This is a genomic window from Cupriavidus sp. GW823-FHT06D04 (genome assembly GCF_058795055.1).
Genome location: NZ_JBXAHL010000043.1, coordinates 14,300 through 35,243 on the forward strand (window position 1 = coordinate 14,300; position 20,944 = coordinate 35,243).

Consider the following 20,944-nt stretch of genomic DNA (forward strand, 5'->3'; position numbering starts at 1 on the left):
ACAAGCTGTGACGTGGGCCTGGGCGGCGGGGCTCCCCCCCGGGCCAACCAGGACAATGATTTCCATGGCTCACGTACCCCAGATCAAGATTCCCGCCACCTATATCCGTGGCGGCACCAGCAAAGGCGTGTTCTTCCGCCTGCAGGATTTGCCGGAAACGGCACAAGTGCCCGGCCCGGCGCGCGACGCGCTGCTGATGCGCGTGATCGGCAGTCCCGACCCCTATGGCAAGCAGATCGACGGCATGGGCGCGGCCACGTCCAGCACCAGCAAGACGGTGATCGTGTCCAAGAGCAGCCGGCCCGACCACGATGTCGACTACCTGTTCGGCCAGGTCTCGATCGACCAGCCCTTTGTCGACTGGAGCGGCAACTGCGGCAACCTGTCGGCAGCGGTCGGTCCCTTTGCCATCAGCGCCGGCCTGGTCGATGCCAGCCGCATCCCGCGCAACGGCGTGGCCGTGGTGCGCATCTGGCAGGCCAATATCGGCAAGACCATCATCGGCCATGTGCCCGTCACCAACGGCGAAGTGCAGGAGACCGGCGATTTCGAGCTGGATGGCGTGACCTTCCCGGCCGCCGAAGTGCAGCTTGAGTTCATGGACCCGGCCGCCGAGGAAGAAGGCGCCGGCGGCGCGATGTTCCCCACCGGCAACGTGGTCGACGACCTCGAAGTGCCGGGCGTGGGCACGCTCAAGGCCACCATGATCAACGCGGGCATCCCGACCATCTTCGTCAACGCCGAGAGCATCGGCTACACCGGCACCGAGCTGCAGGACGCCATCAACAGCGACACCAAGGCGCTGGCGATGTTCGAGACCATCCGTGCCTATGGCGCGCTGCGCATGGGCCTGATCAAGAACGTGGACGAGGCCGCCAAGCGCCAGCACACGCCCAAGGTGGCCTTTGTCGCCAAGCCGGTCGACTACGTCGCCTCCAGCGGCAAGAAGGTGGCCGCGGCCGATGTGGACCTGCTGGTGCGCGCGCTGTCGATGGGCAAGCTGCACCACGCCATGATGGGCACGGCAGCGGTGGCGATTGGCACCGCCGCGGCCATCCCCGGCACGCTGGTCAACCTGGCCGCCGGCGGCGGCGAGCGCAACGCGGTGCGTTTCGGGCATCCGTCCGGCACGCTGCGCGTGGGCGCCGAGGCGCAGCAGGTCGATGGCGAATGGGCGGTCAAAAAGGCCATCATGAGCCGCAGCGCGCGCGTGCTGATGGAAGGCTGGGTGCGCGTTCCCGGCGACGCGTTCTGAGCTGAGCCGCACCCGCGAGGCCGTTCATGTCCACCGACACACCGTCCGCGCAACGCCCCGATCCGGACCAGGTGCTGGTCGACATCGTCGACTATGTCACCCGGTACGAGATCAAAAGCGGCCTCGCCTACGACACCGCCCGCAACTGCCTGATCGACACGCTCGGTTGCGGGCTCGAAGCCCTCTCCTACCCGGCCTGCACCAAGCTGCTGGGTCCCATCGTTCCGGGCACGATCGTGCCCAACGGCGCGCGCGTGCCGGGCACCCAGTTCCAGCTCGATCCGGTCCAGGCCGCGTTCAGTATCGGGACGATGATCCGCTGGCTGGACTTCAACGACACCTGGCTCGCGGCCGAATGGGGTCATCCGTCGGACAATCTCGGCGGCATCCTGGCCACCGCTGACTGGATCTCGCGCAACCACATCGCCGCCGGGCGCAAGCCGCTGACGATGAAGACGGTGCTGGCGGCGATGATCAAGGCGCACGAAATCCAGGGCTGCATCGCGCTGGAGAATTCGTTCAACCAGGTCGGGCTGGATCACGTGGTGCTGGTCAAGGTGGCTTCCACCGCCGTGGTCGCGCAGATGCTCGGCCTCACGCGCGACGAGATCCTCAATGCCGTGTCGCTGGCCTGGGTCGACGGCCAGAGCCTGCGCACCTACCGCCACGCCCCCAACACCGGTAGCCGCAAGAGCTGGGCCGCCGGCGACGCCACCAGCCGCGCAGTGCGGCTGGCGCTGATCGCCCGCACCGGCGAGATGGGCTATCCGTCGGCGTTGACGGCAAAGACCTGGGGCTTCTACGACGTGCTGTTCAAGGGGCAGCCGTTCCGCTTCCAGCGGCCGTACGGGTCGTATGTGATGGAGAACATCCTGTTCAAGATCTCGTACCCGGCTGAATTCCACGCGCAGACCGCGGTGGAGGCCGCGATGCAGCTGCACGGTGCGCTGGCGCTCGCGGGGCGCAGCGCGGCGGATATCGCCGCCATCACCATCCGCACCCACGAGGCCTGCCTGCGCATCATCGACAAGCAGGGTCCGCTCAGCAATCCGGCAGATCGCGACCACTGCATCCAGTACATGGTGGCCGTGCCGCTGCTGTTCGGCCGCCTGACCGCCGCCGACTACGAAGACAAGGTTGCAGCCGACCCGCGCATCGACGCGCTGCGCGGCAAGATCACCTGCGTGGAAGACCCCTCACTGACGCGCGACTACCACGACCCCGGCAAGCGCTCGATCGCCAACGCGCTGACCGTGACGCTGGCAGACGGCACCGTGCTGGACGAGGTGCTGGTCGAATACCCGCTCGGCCACAAGCGCCGCCGCGCCGAGGGCGTCCCGCTGCTGGTGGAAAAATTCCGCACCAACCTCGCCCGCCGCTTCCCGCCGAAACAGCAGCAGGCCATCCTGGCCGCGTCGCTGGACCAGGCGCGGCTGGAGGCCATCCCGGTCAATGAGTACCTCGATATGTATGCGATTTGAGTTATCGCCCAGGCATCTTCATGCCGAATCGGCATAACCCTTGCAGCGCCCCTCCCGCGCCAAATTCTCCTCACGTATAGTCACTGCCGCTGCCTGAACGGGCCCTGCACCACAGGCCCCGCTGCCGGCAGCCACCGACTGAACACGGACGGCACCATTCCACCCATAAGGTATGTCGTGCCGATTCCAGTACGGGCCACACGTTCGTATAAATACCGAGGAGAAACATGAAACACTTCGCCCGCGTCACCACGCTGGCCGCCGCCCTGCTGTCGGCGAGCCTGATCACCGGCACTGCCCACGCGCAGCTCGCACCCGCCGCACAACCAGGCGTCGCACCCGCCACGGCCCAGGCCGAAGCCCGCAAGGCCAATATCGTCATCATCGGCACCGGCGGCACCATTGCCGGCGCCGGCGCATCGGCGACCAACACCGCGGCCTACCAGTCCGCCGTGGTGCCGGTCGACAAGATCATCGCCTCGGTGCCCGAGATCTCCAAGGTGGCCAACGTCAAGGGTGAGCAGATTTTCCAGATCGGTTCGGAGAGCTTCAATAACGAACGCCTGCTGAAGCTGGCCAAGCGCGTATCGGAACTGCTCAAGCAGCCGGACGTGGACGGCATCGTCATTACGCACGGCACCGATACCATCGAGGAAACCGCTTACTTCCTGAACCTGACGCTCAAGAGCGACAAGCCGGTGGTGGTGGTGGGCTCGATGCGCCCGGGCACCGCGCTGGGCGCCGATGGCGCGCTCAACCTGTACGACGCCGTGCTGGTCGCGTCCAACCCTGCCTCCAAGGGCAAGGGCACGCTGGCCGTGCTGAACGACGAGATCCACACCGGCCGCGACGTCACCAAGAGCAACACCTTCAAGACCGAGACCTTCCGCTCGCCGTTCGGCCCGCTGGGCTACGTGGTCGAAGGCCGCACGCTGTTCTATCGCCTGCCGGCGCGTCCGCACACGCAGCAGACGCAGTGGGACATCGACAAGATCGACAAGCTGCCTGAAGTGGCAGTGCTGTACGCCTACGGCAACGCCAATCCGGCCGCGGTCGACGCCGCGGTGAAGAGCGGTGCCAAGGCCATCATCTATGCCGCCACCGGCAACGGCAGCGTCGGCGACTACATGGTCGAGTCGCTCAAGGCCGCGCGCGCCAAGGGCGTGCAGATCGTGCGCGCCTCGCGCACCGGCAGCGGCGTGGTGGTGCGCAATGCCGAGCAGCCGGACGACAAGTACGACTGGATCGTCACCGACGACCAGCTGCCGCAGAAGGCACGCATCCTGATGGCGCTGGCGCTGACGCAGACTAACGACTCCAAGGCACTGCAGCAGGTCTTCTGGAAGTACTGATGGGGTCGTGGAGCAAGCGGTATCGCCGCTAGACGCTCCTGCCCTCTCCCCCCGCCCCTCTCCCGCACGCGGGAGAGGGAAGCAAACCGGCGGCTGCATCGGCTGGCACCAGTTTCCCGGCCTCCTCCCCTGCGTTTTCCCCTTCTTCCCGTTCCAGCCATTGCCTTGGCGATTGGCCCATCCGTGCCGTAAACGCGCGCGACAGCGCCGACGCATTGGCATAGCCCAGCTCCAGCGCCACGGATTTAACCGGGCGGCCCAGCCGCAGTTGCGCCTGCGCCAGCGTCAGGCGCCAGTCGGTCAGGTAGTCGGCCGGCGGCTGCCCCACAGTGCGCCGGAAGCTCGCGGCAAAGGCGCTGCGCGACATGCCTGCGCGCGCCGCCATGCGCGGCAGGTCCCACGGCTCGCCCGGCGCCTCGTGCAGCGCCACCAGCGCACGTGCCAGGCGCGGGTCGGACAGCCCGGCTGACTGGACCGCGGGGTCGTCCAGCACGATCTGGCGCATCGCCACCGCCATCTCCTTGTCGATTCCCTCACCCACCAGCAGGCAGGATCAGCAGCGTGGCCACGCCCGCCAGCAGCAGCCCGATCAGCAGTGATGGCGCCCCATCCAACACCGGCATATTGAGCCGATGGCTCACATACACCCCCAGTGCGGCGATCACCAGGCCGGCCAGCGCCGTGGCGTCCTCGGCCAGCACGGTCACCGTGGTCGGATCCTTGCTATTGCGCACTGCCCGCCAGAACGGCACATCACGCTTTTCCTGCAGGAACGCGCGCAGCGCAATGCTGAAGCTGATGCTTTCGAACACCAGCGCAAAGCCCAGCGCGATGTAGTTCCAGTACGGCTCATAAGCCGAGATGCCGCCGCCGTTTCAGGCCCATGCTGCATCGCTTTCCTCCAGGAAGCTGCCCCTTTGCATTGGAAGCAGTTCGCGCCAGCGTACTGGCGCGCTTGGGTGTGAAGGTGAAAATACGGCGGTTAATTGCGTTTTATGGACTGAAAAAAACGGACCTCCGATGCATCCACTCCGGAATCAGAACATGGCGCTGCTCATCAATGCCTTGGCCACCAGAACGCCCTCGTCCGGGGCTTGCGCATAGACCGACACGTCCGTGACCACCTGCCGGCGCCCACGCCGCACCACCATCGCCACCGCGCGCAGCGCCGCTCCCTGTGCCGGGGCCAGGTACTGGATAGACAGCGAACTGGTCGCCCCGCCCTTCACGTCGTCGGCACTGGCGCCAGAAGCTGCCGCCGCGGCGCCGGCGATATCGATCAGCGTGGCAATGACGCCGCCATGGACGATGCTGCCGTGGGTCACGTTGGTCGGCAGGAACGGCATTTCCAGCTCGACATGATCGGGCGCCAGGCTGGCCAGCCGCACGCCGAGGGCGCGCGCCACCGGGGAGCCTATCAGGACGTTGTCGATCATGGCACGCATGCGGGGGGCAACGGAGGCTTGGCGATCACATTGGCGAGGGAAGCTGGCAAGGGCTTGGGACATGGCTGGGCTCCTGGTTCAGGGTGGAGCGTAGCGAGTGAGAGGAACTCGCTCAATTACATAAGACGTAGTTGTCCGTCCATGCATGCCAGCCGTTGGCAGCTCTCACCACATAGACGACGGGACATTGCGGGCGCAGTAGCGACCCCAGAGAGCCGCCCCCTTCCGACCCCGTATAATATCCCCCCGTTTCACCCCAATCCCTCCCGCCATCATGCCGTCGCCCTCAGAATCCGCCCCGCTCCGCTCTGAACCGGATCACGGCACCACGGATTCCACGCTGTCCGAGCGCCCGGACAGCCCCTGCATCGGCATCTGCTCGACGCTGTTCGACGATATCTGCCAGGGCTGCGGCCGCACCGCGGCCGAGGTCAGCAACTGGGTGTTCTTCAGCGAAGAGGAAAAGCAGGTGGTCTGGGAGCGCATTACCCGCGAGGGCACGGGGAAGCGGTTCCGCCAGGGCTGAGGCTGCGGCATTCAGCCGCCCGCCAGCCGCCGCTCCATATCTTCGATTTCGCGCCGTTCCACGCGCTGCCGGGCAAGCTTGCGCCAGTTCTCGGCCAGCGGTGCCAGCTCTGACATTTCCGCGAGCGCGGCATAGTCCAGCCGGTCGACATACAGCACCTGCAGCAGGCGCTGCAGCGACCATCGCGGACAGGGGCGCGCCACCAGTTCCAGCGTATCCCCCGCCGCCACGTCGCCAGTCTCCAGTACACGGTAGTACCAGCCGGTGCGCAGGCTTTGCTGCACGGCGCGCGACATGCCTGCATAGCCGAATCGATGATTGAGCTTCCAGCATGGCTGGCGCGCCTGCGATACCTCCACCAGCGCCGTGCCCAGACGGAAGCGGTCGCCGATGCAGACGGCGGCCTCGGTCAGCCCGGTGGTGCTCAGGTTCTCGCCGAAGGCGCCCGCAACGTCAAGCACACCGTTGCCTTGCGCACCCTGCGCAGCCAGTTCCTCACGCCACGCCGGGTAATGATCGAAGGCGTAGTGGTGCAGTGCCTTTTCCGGGCCACCGTGATGGCGCGGATCGCCCTGCCCATCGCCTTCAAGTCCAAGCGCAGTCACGCGAATCCGATCGAATGCCGCGGTCTTGGCGATGCCGCTGGGCACGCCCTTGGGCCCGAACGGGCGCACCTGTCCCATCAGCACAGCGCCGATCACCGCGCGCACGGGCGATGCCGGCTGGCTCATAGCCCGGCTTCCTCCAGCCAGCGCGCGAACATGCGCTCGCCCGCGGCCGCCACGGTGGCGCCGACTTCGGCAGTACGCGCGCGGATGGTGCGCGGATCGACGCCGGCCTTGGCCAGCTCGACGGTATGGCCGATCAGCCAGGCCTCGATATCGCGCGGCATGACCTCGGGGTGGAATTGCAGCGCCAGCACCTGGTTGCCGATGGCATAGGCCTGGTTCTGTACCGCGGCGGTGGACGCCAGCAGTTGCGCGCCGGGAGGCAGGTCGAAGGTATCGCCATGCCAGTGCAGCACCTCCCAGTGGGCGCTGGCCAGTTCGGCCAGCGCGGAATCCTGTCCCGCCGGCGTGGGCAAAATCGGCGCCCAGCCGATCTCGCGCGTGCCCGCGTAGACCCGCGCGCCGGCAGCACGCGCGATCAGCTGCGCGCCCAGGCAAACCCCGATCATCTTGCCGCCAGCCGCCAGGCGTTGGCGGATCAGGGCGATCTCGGCCTCCAGCCAGGGATAGGCATCGGTTTCATAGACACCGATGGGGCCGCCGAGGATCAGCAGCAGGTCGGCGGGATTATCCGCGATGGGTGCCAGGTCATCGACACCGGCCTGAAACACCTGCAACGTGTGCCCGCGCGCGCGCAAGGCATTGCCGATCACGCCCGCATGTTCAAATGCGACGTGCTGGATCACATGAGTGGTACGCGTTGCCATCCGGGACTCCTGCCAGTCGAAAGGGGTCCCCATGGTAGCGTCAATTGCTGCGCCCCGCGAAGACCATGGCAGGATCTCGCCTATTTGCGAGCATTCTCAGCACGACATGTCATGCCCTGCGCTATTTTTTCCCAGCCGGCACCAGGATCAGCGTATCCGGCGCAGCCTGCTGCGGCAGCGATGGCACGGGCGGGATGGTCACGTACTCGACCGCCGCCCATTTTCCGGTCCAGTCGCGGTAGCGCGGCAACAGCGCGTTGCCTGACTGCCCGGTGGAGTCCATGAACCGCGACGCCTCCAGGTTCGCCAGGTCATAGAGCGCACGCACGCTGGCCGCGTGGGTGTTCTCGAACGGCGCCTTGTCGTCGCGCAGGTTATGCCGGCCGACATTGACCGTATAGGTATCGCCGCCGGTCGGCACGCGCAGGTTGAACAGCGGCGACAGGTGCGCGATCTTGCCGAAGGGCTTGTGCTCGGAGCGGGCCGTGTGCGCCTCGCCCCAGCGCCAGCGGGCGGCGTCGTCGCCGTAGCGGCGCGACAGGTCCGCCATGGCCTGGGTCCAGGCGTCTGCGATGGCGTCGTCGCAGGTCTCGGCCGGGCGCGTATGCTGCCGGTCGCACCAGAACGCGCCCAGTGTGCGCGGATCGCGCAGGATGTTGAGCATGGGCTGCTGGACGTTACGCTGCTCCCACAGGCGGACAAAAATCGCCTCGCCCGCTTTCTCCTCGAACAGCCGCCGCGACAGCTCGCGCAGCCAAGCGGTGACCACCAGCGGCTCGGCGCGCGCCGGGTCCATGGTGCCGTCCCACTTGCGCAGCGCTTCCAGCAAGGCGCGTTCGCGCTCGGGCCGCGCTGCGTCCCGGCCGACGGGCGCGGCCAGCAGCAGCGGCAAGGCATCGCGCACGGCCAGCGAGACTACGTCTTTCTGGATCGCCGCAAAGCTGTCGAAGCTGTGCCTGGGCGTGGCCGCCAGCAGCGACTGGATCCGGTCAAAGCGATACGGCACGGTCCATTCGCTGGTGATGAAGTACGGGTAGTCCGGCGCAACGATGCGCTGGTTGGCCGTCACGATCACGCCGTCGGCCGGGTTGTAGCGGTGCGGCAGTGCCTCGAACGGAATAAAGCCGGTCCAGTCGTAGCGCGCATCCCAGCCGGGCGCCGGAGCCAGCCCCTTGAGGTCGTTGTCGGCACGGCGCAGCGGCACGCGTCCGGGCGCATAGAAGCCGATATTGCCGTCGACATCGGCATAGACAATGTTCTGCTGCGGCGAATGGAAGTCGCGCAGCGCCGCGGTGAAGCCGGCCCAGTCGCGCGCTTCGTTCATGCGTAGTCCGGCCTGGAAGGTGCGGTCGTCCGGGCGCAGCGCGGTCCACTGGAAGGCCACCACATACTGTGCGCCCAGCGGTCCTGCGGCAGCCGAAAGCGGCTCGGCCACATCGGAAATCACCGGGCCGTGGCGCGTGGCGCGGACCTTCAGCACCACGTCCGGGGCGCCCTTGACGCGGATGGTCTCGGTGCGGGTCTCGAATGCAGCCCAGCCGTCCGGGGTCTGGTACTGCGTGTCGTTGCCGGGGCGCAGCCGTTCGATATACAGGTCCTGCACGTCGGGCGCGGTATTGGTCAGCCCCCAGGCGATGCGGTCGTTGTGTCCCAGCACCACCAGCGGCATGCCGGGCAGCGTGGCGCCGGTCACGTCCAGGCCGGGCGCCGTCATCCTGGCGAAGTACCACAGCGCGGGCGCCTGCAGCCCCAGGTGCGGGTCATTGGCCAGCATCGGCTTGCCCGATTGCGTATGCGCGCCCGACACCACCCAGTTGTTCGAGCCCATGCCCTCGACATAACCCGGCGGCGCCTTGTCGCCGACGCTGGCCATGGCATTCGCCAGCGGTGCCAGTTGCTTGTAAAGGTGGCCGTAATCCATGGTGCGCACCGGCTGCTCGCCCGGATACGGCGCCAGCAACTCGCTGATGCGGGCCACCGGCAGCACTTGCGCCAGCCGCATGCGCAGGGTTTCCTGGGTCCAGTTGCCGCCCAGGTCCCAGGCCATCATGGTCTGCCAGCCCAGCGTATCGGCCGGCTCCCAGCGCTCGGGCTGCGCGCGCAGCAGCAGGAATTCAGGCGGCAGCGGGCCCTTGCGATGGTCGATCCAGGCATTGACGCCGTCGGCATAGGCCTGCAACGCGGCACGGGTCTCGGGCGAGGCCTGCGCCAGGATGGCCTCGGCATTGCGCCGCACGCCCAGCGTTCGCAGGAACTTGTCGGTATCGAGCGCGGACGGCCCCAGGATCTCCGCGAGCCGGCCTGCCACGACGCGCTTGTTCATCTGCATCTGCCACAGCCGGTCCTGGGCATGGACGTAGCCCAGCGCAAACCAGGCGTCCGCCTTGCTGGCGGCGCGGATATGCGGCACGCCATGGCCGTCGCGCACGACCGCGACCTGGCCGCGCAAACCCGCCAGCGCTTCCTGGCCGGAAGCCGGCGGCTGCGCCGCATGGCGATACCAGACCAGGGCCCCGACGGCGCCGGCCACCGCCAGCACCAGCAGCCCCACCACAAACCTGGCCAGCCGACCAAACCAGCGCATCGTTGCTCCCCCAATGACTTTTGTCGTTATGTTTTGCGTGTTTTCCGTGCATTATCCGCACGAAAAAAATGCCCGGGCCAGCCGGGCATTTCCCATATTGCATCAACGCGCTCAGCGCCGCATCAGGCTGCCGGCTTCTTCAGCTGCAGCGACTTGTACTCCAGGAATTCCTCCAGGCCGTACTTGCCCGCTTCGCGCCCGTTGCCGGACTGCTTGTAGCCGCCGAACGGCGCCTGCATATTGAACGGACCGCCGTTGATATCGACCTGGCCGGTGCGGATACGGCGCGCCACGCGGATCGCGCGTGCCTCGTCACCGGACCAGACCCCGCCGCCCAGGCCATAGATGCTGTCATTGGCGATGCGCACCGCGTCTTCCTCGGTGTCATAGCAGATGATCGACAGCACCGGCCCGAAGATCTCTTCCTGCGCCACGGTGGCACGCGGCTCCACGTTGCCGAGCACGGTCGGCTTGACGTAGAAGCCCTTGTCCAGCCCTTCCGGGGTGTCCGGACCGCCAGCCACCAGTTCGGCACCCTCATCCAGGCCCCGGCGGATATAGCCGGTCACACGGTCCTTCTGCACCGCGGAAATCAGCGGTCCCAGCTTGCTGGTTTCCTGCAGCGGATCGCCCACGGTAAAGCCCGCGACCACCTTCTGCGCGATCGCCTTCACTTCATCGTAACGGGCCCGCGGCACCAGCATGCGGGTATGCGCCGAACAGGTCTGGCCGGAATTCAGGAAGCAGGCATTGATGGTGCCCTTCACCGCCGACGGCAGGTCGGCGTCGTCCAGGATCACCGAAGCGGACTTGCCGCCCAGCTCCAGCGCAACGCGCTTGACGGTCTGCGAGCCCAGTTCCGAGACGCGCTTGCCGGCGCGGGTCGAACCCGTGAACGACACCATGTCGACTTCCGGATGGCTGGCCAGCACCTCGCCCACCACCGGGCCATAGCCGGTCACCAGGTTGAACACGCCCGGCGGCAGGCCGGCGGCCTCGATCACCTCGGCCAGCACGAAGGCATTGAGCGGCGCCACCTCGGAGGGCTTGAGCACCACGGTGCAGCCGGCGGCCAGGGCCGGCGCCACTTTCAGCGTGATCTGGTTGAGCGGGTAGTTCCACGGAGTAATGGCACCCACCACGCCCACGGGCTCGCGCACCACCAGGGAGTTGCCGACCTCTTCCTCGAAGCGGAAACCGTCCAGCAGCTTGGCGGCCTGGCCCCAGTTGTAGACCGGCCCGCCCACCTGGATCGCGCGCGCCAGCTTGATCGGCATGCCGACTTCGCCGGCAATCAGCTGGGCCAGCTCTTCGCTGCGCGCCTTTAGGCCTTCGGCGATCTTGGCGATATAGCCGGCACGCACCGCCGGCGGCGTGGCCGACCAGCTGTCGAAGGCCGCGCGGGCCGCCTGGATGGCATCCTCGGCGTCGCGCGCCGAGCCTTCGGGGATGGTGCCCATCACCGCCTCGGTGGCGGAGTGGATGACGTCGATCTTGCCGTTGCCGTGGGGAGCGACCCACTTGCCGTTAATAAAGAGTTTGTCTCGTTGTTGCATGGCCACAGTTCTCGGTTTGGTGAATTGGCGATTGCAATTTTTTGTTACTTTTATGGTGCACGCACATTGTAGAGCGGATTCGGGACTATGTTTTTGCGCCGCGGAAAGCCGCGCATACCGCTCTGGACAAGAAGATGGCGATAATCGGCCGCAGCACCTGACGGGGACTCTCGCCAAAAGCGGCCGGACATAACAAGGGGTGAGACATGGTCGATCCGATCTACCGCAAGACGGATGCGGGACAGGACGAGATCCGGACGCGTGCACGCAAGCTTGACCACAAGCTGCGCGCGCTGCTGCTGATGGTCAACGGCGAGCGCCGCGGGCAGGAATTGCTGGCGCAGGTAGCCGGCATGGGGGTGGCCCCCGAGGCCATGGACACACTGGTGGCACAAGGCCTGGTCGAAGCCGTCCCGGAGCCGGCACGACCGCCCGCTGCAGTGGCACAGACGCAGGCACCGGCGCGTGTCACGCCTGCCGCCGACACCAATATGTTCTCCGTGTACGCAATGCGGCACGCGCCCGCCAGCGAGGTGCCGGAGGCACCGCAACCGGCCGATACCGCGACCCATTCGCCCGCGGACATCGCGGCCTTCGAGAGCCTGTATCACTTCTATACCGACGTGATCGGGCAGCATCTCGGCCTGCGCGGCTACATGATGCAGGTGAAGGTCGAAAAGGCCACCGACCTGCCCGCGCTGCTGGCGCTGCGCGAACCGCTGCATGCGGCGCTGCTCAAGGCCAAGGGCGACATCACCGCGCGTGCCATCACGAGCCAGCTCGACCAGATCGCCGATCGCATCGCCGCTGGCTGGCATTCCGGCGCAGCAATGTAAAAGGCCGCCCGGAGGCGGCCTTCTTGCATCATCAAGGTCCCGACGCTCAGCCGTCGATACCCTGCGACTGCAGGTACTCGTCATACGTACCCAGGTAGTCCGTCAGCGTGCCGTCCGTGCGCACTTCAATCACGCGCGTCGCCAGCCCGCTGATCAGCTCGCGGTCGTGCGAAACGAAGATCAGCGTGCCCGTGAACTTGTCCAGCGCGATCTGCAGGGATTCGATCGACTCCATGTCCATGTGGTTGGTCGGCTCGTCCATGGCCAGCACGTTGTGGCGGCCCAGCATCAGCTTGCCCCAGATCATGCGGCCCTTCTCGCCGCCGGACAGCACCTTGACCGACTTCCTGATGTCGTCGGCCGAGAACAGCAGGCGGCCCAGGGTGCCGCGCAGCGAGGTCTCGTCGTCGCCGGCCTGCGTCCACTGGCTCATCCAGTCCATCACGTCACGGTTGTCCGGGAATTCCTCGTAGGTATCCTGCGGCATGTAGCCGACGTTGGCGTTCTCGGCCCACTTGACCGTGCCGCGGTCCACTTCCACGCCGCGCTGCACGCCGGTCTGCACCGCGCCGTTGAGCAGGCTGCGCAGCAGCGTGGTCTTGCCGGCGCCGTTTTCGCCGATGATCGCCACGCGCTCGCCGGCCTGGATCGCAAGCGACAGGCCGTCGATGATCTTACGGTCGTAGGTCTTGGTGATGTTCTCCACTTCCACGGCCAGGTTGTGCAGCTTCTTCTCGAACTCGAAGCGGATGAACGGGTTCTGGCGCGACGACGGCTTGATGTCGTCGACCTTGATCTTCTCGATCTGCTTGGCGCGCGAGGTGGCCTGGCGGGCCTTGGACTTGTTGGCCGAGAAGCGGCGCACGAAGTCCTGCAGTTCGCTGATGCGCTCCTTGGCGCGCGCGTTGGCGGCGACCTGGCGCTCGCGGGCCTGCATCGACGCTTCCATGTAGTCGTCGTAGTTGCCCGGGTAGACCTTGAGCGTGCCGTAGTCCATGTCGGCCATGTGGGTGCAGACCGAGTTCAGGAAGTGGCGATCGTGGGAGATGATGATCATGGTGGAGTTGCGCTCGTTGAGCACGGTCTCCAGCCAGCGGATCGTGTTGATGTCCAGGTTGTTGGTCGGTTCGTCCAGCAGCAGCACGTCCGGGTTCGAGAACAGTGCCTGTGCCAGCAGCACGCGCAGCTTCCAGCCGGGGGCCACGTCGCTCATGTTGCCCTGGTGCTGAGTGGTGGGGATGCCCACGCCCAGCAGCAGCTCGCCAGCGCGGGCCTCGGCGGTGTAGCCGTCGTATTCGGCGTACTTGGCCTCCAGCTCGGCGGCCTTCATGTAGTCTTCGTCGGTCGCTTCCGGGTTGGCGTAGATGGCGTCGCGCTCCTGCGCGGCACCCCACATTTCGGTGTGGCCCATCATCACCACGTCCAGCACACGCATGTCTTCATAGGCGAACTGGTCCTGGCGCAGCTTGCCCAGGCGCACGCCCGGCTCCAGCATGACGTTGCCCGACGACGGTTCCAGGTCGCTGCCCAGGATCTTCATGAACGTGGACTTGCCGCAACCGTTCGCGCCGATCAGGCCGTAGCGGTTGCCCTCGCCGAACTTGACCGAGATATTCTCGAACAACGGCTTGGGGCCGAACTGCATGGTGATGTTTGCGGTAGAAAGCACGTCTTGAACCTTGTCTGGAGATTGTGGCGCCGCGGCGCTGGCCGCGGCTTGCCGGTTTTGCACACGAGGCGCACCCCATGCCGCTCAGGGACGGGCCTTGCCGGAGATGCATCGCGCTGGCTCGGAGTATTCCGGCGGCCATGGCTGGCGATGCGGCACGGGCCGCGCCCGGTTCATGTGAGAACCCGGCAGGAAGTCAGGAAATAACCGCACATTCTATCATCCGGACGCATTCCTTGCGACCCGGATGCGCGGCATCGGACGATGCGGCCGGTTAGGCCAGTGGCGGCAGCACCGGATAGCCGGAAAACGCCATGCTGAAGCCATCCGCACGTGCGGCCAGCCGCACCTGGGCGCCGACCGGCAGCGTCAGCTTGCGCGCGCAGTGGCCGAACGGCAGCCCGGTCAGCACCGGCACCGGCAGCTGTTCGTGCAGGTAGGCCACCACTGCGTCCATGTCGTAGCCGTTATCGTAGTCGGTGACGCGGTAATTGGAGAAATCGCCCAGCACGATGGCGCGTTGCGCGCCCAGCACGCCGGCCTGCTGCAACTGGATCAGCATGCGCTCCACCCGGTACGGCGGCTCGTTGATGTCTTCCAGGAACAGCACCCCGCCCTCCACCTGCGGCATGAAAGGCGTGCCCAGCAGGCTGCACAGCATGGCCAGGTTGCCGCCCCAGAGCGTGCCTTCCACGCTGCCGGAGAACGGTTGGCCGCCCGGCTGCGGCGCTGCCACGTCGACGCTGTACGCAGGGTTGCGCAAGATGCCTTCGAAATGCTCCCACATGAAGGGATCCACCACCTCGGCACCAAAATCCGCCAGCAGCATCGGCCCGGCAAAGGTGACGCCACCCGTCGCCACCAGGTAGGCCAGTTGGAACGCGGTGAAGTCGCTGTGGCCGACGATGGGCGTGCCGCTGGCACTGGCCTGCGCGGCGATGCGGGCAAAGTCGACTTGCGCCAGCAGCCGCGCGATGCCATAGCCGCCGCGCACCGCCAGCGTCAGCGCGTGCGGCGCGCCAGTGCCGATGGCATGCAGATCGGCCAGCCGCTCCGCATCCGTGCCGCCAAAGCGCAGGTAGCGCCGCGCCAGCACGTCGGGGTTGGTCATGTGGTAGCCATGATGCTTGAGCCAGGCACAGCCGCGCGCGGCGATGGCGACGTCGTGCGGATACCCGGACGAGGCGATCAGTCGGACTTCGGTATGCGGCGGCCTGCTGTTCGGCGTGCTCATGCTTCAATATCGTTGTTCTTGTCGGGATCGGTGACAGGCGCGGCGGCGTCCTGCTGTGCCGCCTTCTGCGCGGCTTTCTGGGCCCGGCGGCGCGCGCCGAAGAAATCCTTCAGCATCTGGCCGCAGGTGTCGGCCAGCACCCCGCCGGCAATGGTGGTCTGGTGGTTGAGCTGCGCCTGCTCGAACAGGTTGAGCACGCTGCCGGCCGCGCCGGTCTTGGGGTCGGTTGCACCGAACACCACGTGGCGCAGCCGCGCGTGCAGGATCGCGCCGCTGCACATGACGCACGGTTCCAGCGTCACGTACAGCTCGCACTCTGGCATGCGGTAGTTACCGATCACCTGGGCGGCGGCGCGCAGTGCCTGCATCTCGGCATGGGCGGATGGGTCCACCGAGCGGATCGGCAGGTTGTGGCCGCGCGCGATGATGGTGTCGTTCCAGACCACCACCGCGCCCACCGGCACCTCGCCGGCGGCTTCGGCCAGGCGGGCTTCTTCCAGCGCGGCGCGCATGTAGCGCGCATCGCGCTCGGCAGCCTCGACCGGGTCTTCAGGCAGGGCGCGCAGCGCGCGCAACGGCAGCGGTGGCGTCTCTGTCATCGTCCCCGCTCAGTCCTGCGCCGGCAGCACGGCGGGCGCGCTCACTTCCGCCCAGCAGTTGGGCGTTTCGAACAGCACCAGCCTGGTCAGCTGCAGCTGGTGGCCGAAGCAGTCCTTGAACACCGGCGCCAGGATGTCGAACGCGACCTGGGCCAGGTTCTCGACCGTCGGGATCGCGTCCAGCACCACGGTCTTGTGCCCTTCCATCGATTGCAGGAAGTTCAGCAGCGCGGTGTCGCCACGGTAGATCAGGAAGGCGTGGTCCCACTTGTTGACCAGGTGCTCGTTGGCCAGCGCCTTGATGTCGCCGAAGTCCAGGATCATGCCGTCATCCGACGCGCCCTCGCGGTGCAGGACCTCGCCCGACAGCGTCAGGTCCAGCCGGTAGCGGTGGCCGTGGATATTGCGGCACTGGCCGCAGTGGTTCGGGATGCGGTGGCCGGAGTCAAACTCCAGCCGGCGGGTAATGGAAACTTGTTTGCTCATGTGTACCGGCGCCGGTGCCGGCCGCCTGCGTTGGAACGGACGCTGCGCGCGCGCCCGAAGCCTGTATTGTGTACGTTTTGCCGCCCCTTGGGCGACCTGTCGATACCGTCGATGCCGCGCCGCTCAGCGGATGCCCAGCAGCTTGTGGGTCTGCAGCGACAGCCGCCAGCGCGGATGGCGCTGGCAGAACGCCACCGCGGCGGCGGTATTTTCCCTCGCCAGCGGGCCATCCATGGCCTGCACCAGGAAATGGCGGAAATCAAGCTGCTCGTATGCGGCAAAGTCCTGGCCCTCCTGCGGGATCACGACCTTCAGCTCGTCACCACGCGTGACCACCAGTTCCGAGCCCATCTTGGGGCTGACGCAGACCCAGTCGACCCCCGGCGGCACGGCGATGGTGCCGTTGGTTTCGATCGCGATCTCGAAGCCCTGCGCATGCAGCGCGTCGATCAGCGGCGCGTCGAGCTGCAGCAGCGGCTCGCCCCCGGTGCAGACCACCAGCGGCTGGCCGCCGGCGCCCTGCGGCCATTCCGACGCGACCACCGCGGCCAACTCTTCGGCCGTGCGGTACTTGCCGCCGCGGGTGCCATCGGTGCCGACGAAATCCGTATCGCAGAACTGGCACACCGCGCTGGCGCGGTCGTCTTCGCGGCCGCTCCACAGGTTGCAGCCCGCAAAGCGGCAGAACACCGCGGCGCGGCCGGCGTTGGCGCCTTCGCCCTGCAGCGTATAGAAGATTTCCTTGACGGCGTAAGTCATGCGTGGGGGTCTCTCTGGGACCGTTCTGGGACCGTTTTTGGACCGTTAACGGGCATTCGGCCGCCCTTGGGCTGGCCGGGGTTTCAACAGGTATTGGGCAAAGGCCGGATAACAAGTATCACGGATCCGGGCTCGGGCTCCCGGATCGGCGCCGCAGGGCTGGCAGCGCGGGCGGTGTGCACCGGGTTTTCCGTGCAGGGCTCCGGGCACTGCCGGAGGAACCGCCTGAGGCCTGTCGCAGGCTGCGTCCGGCCGGTCCGGACGTAGCGCAAGTATACCAGAGGGGTCAGGGTTTTCGCTTAGAGGCTGGCGGGATGCGGTCCCCACCGCCGGCCAGGGCCAGGTGGCGCAAGGTTTCGCCGCTGGGTGCCGCCAGATGTGGCCGGATCGGCAGCTCCAGGCCGTCGTCGGTACGCAAGGGCAGCGGTTGAGCCCCTCCGGCTGCGTAAAGCCCAGCAGCGCATGCAGCGTTGAATCGCGCAGCCTGCCGATGCGGATGGCGACATCGGTGCGGTGCTCGATCAGGCATGGTCAGCTTCATTCTTGAATTTTAGTCAAATATCTTCTGCAGATCACCGGGTTTTTCTGCAAAAGCATCCCAGGCACACTCCGCCCTGTTCCTGGCTCCTTTTGCCATTGTTGCCCTTACCGGAGACTGCATCATGCCCATTGCCCTGTTCGCGCTGACCATCAGCGCCTTTGCCATCGGCACGACCGAGTTCGTGATCGTTGGCCTGATTCCCACCATTGCCGCCGACCTGCATGTTTCCCTGCCATCGGCCGGGCTGCTGGTCAGCCTGTATGCGCTAGGTGTCGCGATCGGCGCCCCGGTGCTGACCGCGCTGACCGGCCGGCTGCCGCGCAAGCTGCTGCTGTTGTCGCTGATGGCGCTGTTCACCCTCGGCAACCTGCTGGCGTGGAAGGCGCCCGGCTATGAATCACTGGTGCTGGCGCGCGTGCTGACCGGCCTGGCCCACGGTGTGTTCTTTTCGATCGGTTCGACCATCGCCACCGGGCTGGTGCCGCGCGAGAAGGCCGCCAGTGCCATCGCCATCATGTTCACCGGCCTGACCGTGGCGCTGGTGACCGGCGTGCCGCTTGGTACCTTCATCGGCCAGCACTTCGGCTGGCGCGAGACCTTCCTGGCCGTCTCGGCGCTGGGCGCGGTGGCCTTTGTCGGCAGCCTGCTGTTCGTGCCGCGCACCATCGCGCATACGCCGCCGGCGTCGCTGCTGCAGCAGGCGCGCGTGCTGGCCGAGCCGCGGCTGCTGCTGGTCTACGCCAAGACCGCGATCGGCTATGGCGGTTCGTTCATCCCTTTCACCTTCCTCGCCCCGATCCTGCAGGACGTGTCCGGCTTTGACGCCGGCGCGGTCGGCCTGGTGATGCTGGTGTATGGTGTCTCGGTCGCCGCCGGCAACATCTGGGGCGGCCGCCTGGCCGACCGCCACGGGCCGATCCCGGCGCTGAAGCTGGTGTTCCTGCTGCTGGCCCTGGTGCTGTTCGTGCTGACCTTCACCGCGCCGCATCGCTGGCTGGTGGTGGCGACCGTGCTGGCCTGGGGTGCCGTGGCCTTCGGCAACGTGCCCGGCCTGCAGGTCTATGTGGTCAAGCAGGCGGAGCGCTTCACGCCTGACGCCGTGGACGTGGCTTCGGGCCTGAATATTGCCGCCTTCAATCTCGGCATTGCCGGCGCGGCATGGGCCGGCGGGCTGATCGTGACCCACCTGGGGCTGATGCAGACCCCGTGGATTGGCGCGCTGGTCGTGCTGGTGGCACTGGCCCTGACCGAGCTGAGCGGGCGCCTGGACCGCGCCGCCGGCTTCGATGCCCGCAGCGGCGGCGTTCCGGCCAGTGCCATGACGCACTGATAGCAGATCGAAATGCCCCCGTTCCTGCAGAACCGCAAGCTTGCCGACTTCACCCGCGCGCAAGGCATCCACATCACCGCATACGTGCCGCTGGCCTACGCCAAGGTGATGCACGACCCGGTGCTGCAGCGGATTGCACTGGCGCACGACGCATCTCCCGCGCAGGTCGCGCTGGCCTGGCTGCTGCAGCAGGGCTGTGCGGTGATTCCGTCGTCGACCAGGCGCGCCAAACTGGAGAGCAACTGCCGGAGTTCGCGCCCTCGCGGCGTGGGGCATTGTCAATGCTTTGCAAGCGCATGATGCGCTGTCGAATGTACTTCGCGTCGACACCAGTGGGCTGTTAAAAGGCAAGGGTCAACCTCCGGCAAATTCTGGCCGTTACCCCGATGGGAGCATGACGATTTGTGCTCGGTCGCACATTCCGCATGCATCAATACAGCGCCCTGGAGGCGCATGGAGGGGGCGATTCTGACAATTGTTGGGCGCTCTAGGAATGCTGCGACAGACAAGAACCGGGGTAATGGAGGGGGACATGAAAAGCACAAATGAGCAGTCACTGCGCTTTCAGGTCGATAAATGGCTCGCGCCTAGCCCAACGTCGTCCATCCACGTAGTCGAATTCAGTCGCACCCTATCGGGCCGGCGACGCTACGTATGCGTTGAGACCGTGCATCCGGCCGGTTTGCGCGCGTTGTTCTTCTTTAGGCACGATGACGGCTGCTGGCACGTGTTTCCGCCTGCAGTCGATGCCTGCCAATGAGTACTGACATTGTGCCGTTGTGAGCAGCCATTGCCAGTTCGTTTCAAATAGTCCGCCTCTGGTCGGCCGAATTGCCGCGCGGCAACTCGTACTGGACCGGGGCATGGTTGCGCACCACATCAAGGTCTCCCTCGGCTGGCTCGACGGGCGTACAGCTTGCTTGCGCCAATCCAGGTGCGCGAGAAATTCCTATGCTTGAAGCGTCCCCTCTAGTCTCGTTCACTTTGGCAGGACAATATGAAGCCGACAATTCACTATTTCCATACGCATCCACCCCATCACGGTGCACGGTACTACTTGACGCTAGCAGCTTGTCTTCTGATGCCCGCCGCTATCTACGCGCTCGTGGCGCTTTGGTCAAAGCTCTAACGGGCTTCCACGCTGGAATCACCAGGCACCGGGTTCACATCTGAACCGATACGCGCCTCGCGGACGGGAGAATGCCATCGGCCCTACAACCTGATCTCAGCGTTGGTTGGCCGTGCCGGCCGGGCGCTCAGCGCGCTGTGGATAGCCATCAGTGGTGCATGCCGCCGCCATGAAAGCCACCATGCGAGCCACCTCCACCCCCACCGTGGAACCCCCTATGGAAACCGCCATGGGAGCCGGAATGAAAGCCGCCATGGAAACCACCACGAACGATCACGCCCGGCCTGCGGACGAACACATGGTGCATATGGTGGAAGTGATGGAAGCGGTCAACAAAGATCACGCTGGCACCAAAGCCCACGCCGACCGGCGCCCAGTACCAGGGATCATAGTAATAGGCCGGGGCCGCATAGGTGACCACCCCGCTTGCTCCGTCGACCAACTGCCACGTCCCGTCCGGCTGCAAGCAAGCCACCCCCGAGATCACCTGCAGCACGCCGTCAATCTCGGCCTGTCCAACCACTTGCTGGCAGGGCGCCGACACCAGTTCCTCGGCCGGCGCCGCCACGCCAAAGCTGAGGCCTGCGCACACGGCCGCTGCGGCCGCCAAAACCTTGCCCATGATTGTCACCCTGACCTCAAAGTCCCGACGTATGTCCTCGCGGAGCGCATGGCACATCGGTTTGCCGCCGGCCCGCACTGCATGAAGTAAACGGATTAGCGGCAC

General features: G+C 66.4%; 20 protein-coding genes and 2 pseudogenes. 8 read left to right on the forward strand and 14 right to left on the reverse strand.

Annotated features, from left to right (window positions below):
* Positions 1 to 64 precede the first annotated feature (64 nt).
* The 3 genes from prpF to AC1Q7H_RS33790 all read left to right on the forward strand — a co-directional run bounded on the left by prpF (position 65) and on the right by AC1Q7H_RS33790 (position 4,088).
* Positions 65 to 1,255, forward strand: a complete 1,191-nt coding sequence (prpF, locus tag AC1Q7H_RS33780) for a 2-methylaconitate cis-trans isomerase PrpF (RefSeq protein ID WP_013956857.1) — start codon at positions 65 to 67, stop codon at positions 1,253 to 1,255.
* A gap of 26 nt (positions 1,256 to 1,281) precedes the next feature.
* Positions 1,282 to 2,736 carry a bifunctional 2-methylcitrate dehydratase/aconitate hydratase gene (locus AC1Q7H_RS33785; RefSeq protein WP_492382202.1) on the forward strand — a complete coding sequence of 485 codons (1,455 nt, stop codon included), beginning with the start codon at positions 1,282 to 1,284 and terminating at the stop codon, positions 2,734 to 2,736.
* Between the two features lie 227 nt (positions 2,737 to 2,963).
* Positions 2,964 to 4,088 carry an asparaginase gene (locus AC1Q7H_RS33790; protein ID WP_013956859.1) on the forward strand — a complete coding sequence of 375 codons (1,125 nt, stop codon included), beginning with the start codon at positions 2,964 to 2,966 and terminating at the stop codon, positions 4,086 to 4,088.
* A 28-nt stretch (positions 4,089 to 4,116) separates the two neighbouring features.
* On the opposite strand, the pseudogene AC1Q7H_RS33795 reads toward AC1Q7H_RS33790, so the two are convergent.
* From AC1Q7H_RS33795 to AC1Q7H_RS33805, 3 genes and pseudogenes are all read right to left on the reverse strand, one after another.
* Positions 4,117 to 4,554 (reverse strand): annotated as a pseudogene (locus tag AC1Q7H_RS33795) (helix-turn-helix transcriptional regulator); the annotation flags it as partial.
* A gap of 67 nt (positions 4,555 to 4,621) precedes the next feature.
* Positions 4,622 to 4,900 carry a cation diffusion facilitator family transporter gene (locus AC1Q7H_RS33800; RefSeq protein ID WP_153955946.1) on the reverse strand — a complete coding sequence of 93 codons (279 nt, stop codon included), beginning with the start codon at positions 4,898 to 4,900 and terminating at the stop codon, positions 4,622 to 4,624.
* 225 nt (positions 4,901 to 5,125) lie between these two features.
* Positions 5,126 to 5,596 (reverse strand): PaaI family thioesterase, encoded by a 471-nt coding sequence (locus AC1Q7H_RS33805; protein ID WP_013956862.1) that lies wholly within the window; start codon positions 5,594 to 5,596, stop codon positions 5,126 to 5,128.
* A 211-nt stretch (positions 5,597 to 5,807) separates the two neighbouring features.
* Here AC1Q7H_RS33805 and AC1Q7H_RS33810 point away from each other — a divergent pair, with 211 nt between their 5' ends.
* Entirely contained in the window at positions 5,808 to 6,059 is a 252-nt protein-coding gene (locus AC1Q7H_RS33810; RefSeq protein ID WP_013956863.1) for a DUF1289 domain-containing protein, read from the forward strand.
* 11 nt (positions 6,060 to 6,070) lie between these two features.
* Here AC1Q7H_RS33810 and AC1Q7H_RS33815 read toward each other — a convergent pair whose 3' ends face one another.
* The 4 genes from AC1Q7H_RS33815 to AC1Q7H_RS33830 all read right to left on the reverse strand — a co-directional run bounded on the left by AC1Q7H_RS33815 (position 6,071) and on the right by AC1Q7H_RS33830 (position 11,634).
* Complete coding sequence (locus tag AC1Q7H_RS33815) at positions 6,071 to 6,790, reverse strand: MOSC domain-containing protein (protein ID WP_211979758.1); 720 nt, start codon at positions 6,788 to 6,790, stop codon at positions 6,071 to 6,073.
* Positions 6,787 to 7,494 carry a glutamine amidotransferase gene (locus AC1Q7H_RS33820; protein ID WP_153955948.1) on the reverse strand — a complete coding sequence of 236 codons (708 nt, stop codon included), beginning with the start codon at positions 7,492 to 7,494 and terminating at the stop codon, positions 6,787 to 6,789. Before AC1Q7H_RS33820 ends, AC1Q7H_RS33815 begins: the two co-directional genes overlap by 4 nt.
* Positions 7,495 to 7,615: 121 nt before the next feature.
* A complete protein-coding gene (locus AC1Q7H_RS33825; RefSeq protein ID WP_211979759.1) occupies positions 7,616 to 10,078 on the reverse strand; it encodes a penicillin acylase family protein in 2,463 nt (820 codons plus the stop codon).
* A 122-nt stretch (positions 10,079 to 10,200) separates the two neighbouring features.
* Entirely contained in the window at positions 10,201 to 11,634 is a 1,434-nt protein-coding gene (locus tag AC1Q7H_RS33830; protein ID WP_153955949.1) for an aldehyde dehydrogenase family protein, read from the reverse strand.
* 206 nt (positions 11,635 to 11,840) lie between these two features.
* Here AC1Q7H_RS33830 and AC1Q7H_RS33835 point away from each other — a divergent pair, with 206 nt between their 5' ends.
* Entirely contained in the window at positions 11,841 to 12,470 is a 630-nt protein-coding gene (locus AC1Q7H_RS33835; protein ID WP_153955950.1) for a hypothetical protein, read from the forward strand.
* Positions 12,471 to 12,516: 46 nt separating this feature from the next.
* On the opposite strand, the gene AC1Q7H_RS33840 is transcribed toward AC1Q7H_RS33835, so the two are convergent.
* From AC1Q7H_RS33840 to AC1Q7H_RS33865, 6 genes and pseudogenes are all read right to left on the reverse strand, one after another.
* Positions 12,517 to 14,139, reverse strand: a complete 1,623-nt coding sequence (locus AC1Q7H_RS33840) for an ABC-F family ATPase (protein WP_013956869.1) — start codon at positions 14,137 to 14,139, stop codon at positions 12,517 to 12,519.
* A 274-nt stretch (positions 14,140 to 14,413) separates the two neighbouring features.
* Positions 14,414 to 15,373: a muramoyltetrapeptide carboxypeptidase gene (gene ldcA / locus AC1Q7H_RS33845; protein WP_492382203.1), complete on the reverse strand. Its 960-nt coding sequence runs from the start codon at positions 15,371 to 15,373 to the stop codon at positions 14,414 to 14,416.
* Positions 15,370 to 15,972, reverse strand: coding sequence for a tRNA adenosine(34) deaminase TadA (tadA, locus tag AC1Q7H_RS33850; protein ID WP_013956871.1), 603 nt, complete (start codon positions 15,970 to 15,972; stop codon positions 15,370 to 15,372). Before tadA ends, ldcA begins: the two co-directional genes overlap by 4 nt.
* A gap of 9 nt (positions 15,973 to 15,981) precedes the next feature.
* Entirely contained in the window at positions 15,982 to 16,458 is a 477-nt protein-coding gene (locus tag AC1Q7H_RS33855; protein WP_013956872.1) for a 6-pyruvoyl trahydropterin synthase family protein, read from the reverse strand.
* Positions 16,459 to 16,581: 123 nt separating this feature from the next.
* Complete coding sequence (gene queE / locus AC1Q7H_RS33860) at positions 16,582 to 17,217, reverse strand: 7-carboxy-7-deazaguanine synthase (protein WP_013956873.1); 636 nt, start codon at positions 17,215 to 17,217, stop codon at positions 16,582 to 16,584.
* A gap of 286 nt (positions 17,218 to 17,503) precedes the next feature.
* Positions 17,504 to 17,742: pseudogene (locus AC1Q7H_RS33865) on the reverse strand (hypothetical protein); the annotation flags it as partial.
* A gap of 137 nt (positions 17,743 to 17,879) precedes the next feature.
* Between AC1Q7H_RS33865 and AC1Q7H_RS33870 the strand changes: the two are divergent.
* From AC1Q7H_RS33870 to AC1Q7H_RS33880, 3 genes are all read left to right on the forward strand, one after another.
* Entirely contained in the window at positions 17,880 to 19,088 is a 1,209-nt protein-coding gene (locus AC1Q7H_RS33870; protein WP_013956875.1) for an MFS transporter, read from the forward strand.
* A gap of 12 nt (positions 19,089 to 19,100) precedes the next feature.
* Entirely contained in the window at positions 19,101 to 19,388 is a 288-nt protein-coding gene (locus tag AC1Q7H_RS33875; protein WP_371827371.1) for an aldo/keto reductase, read from the forward strand.
* A gap of 232 nt (positions 19,389 to 19,620) precedes the next feature.
* Positions 19,621 to 19,848 carry a hypothetical protein gene (locus AC1Q7H_RS33880; protein ID WP_080569570.1) on the forward strand — a complete coding sequence of 76 codons (228 nt, stop codon included), beginning with the start codon at positions 19,621 to 19,623 and terminating at the stop codon, positions 19,846 to 19,848.
* Between the two features lie 517 nt (positions 19,849 to 20,365).
* Here the strand turns inward: AC1Q7H_RS33880 and AC1Q7H_RS33885 are convergent.
* Positions 20,366 to 20,839, reverse strand: a complete 474-nt coding sequence (locus tag AC1Q7H_RS33885) for a hypothetical protein (RefSeq protein ID WP_492382208.1) — start codon at positions 20,837 to 20,839, stop codon at positions 20,366 to 20,368.
* Positions 20,840 to 20,944 lie beyond the last annotated feature (105 nt).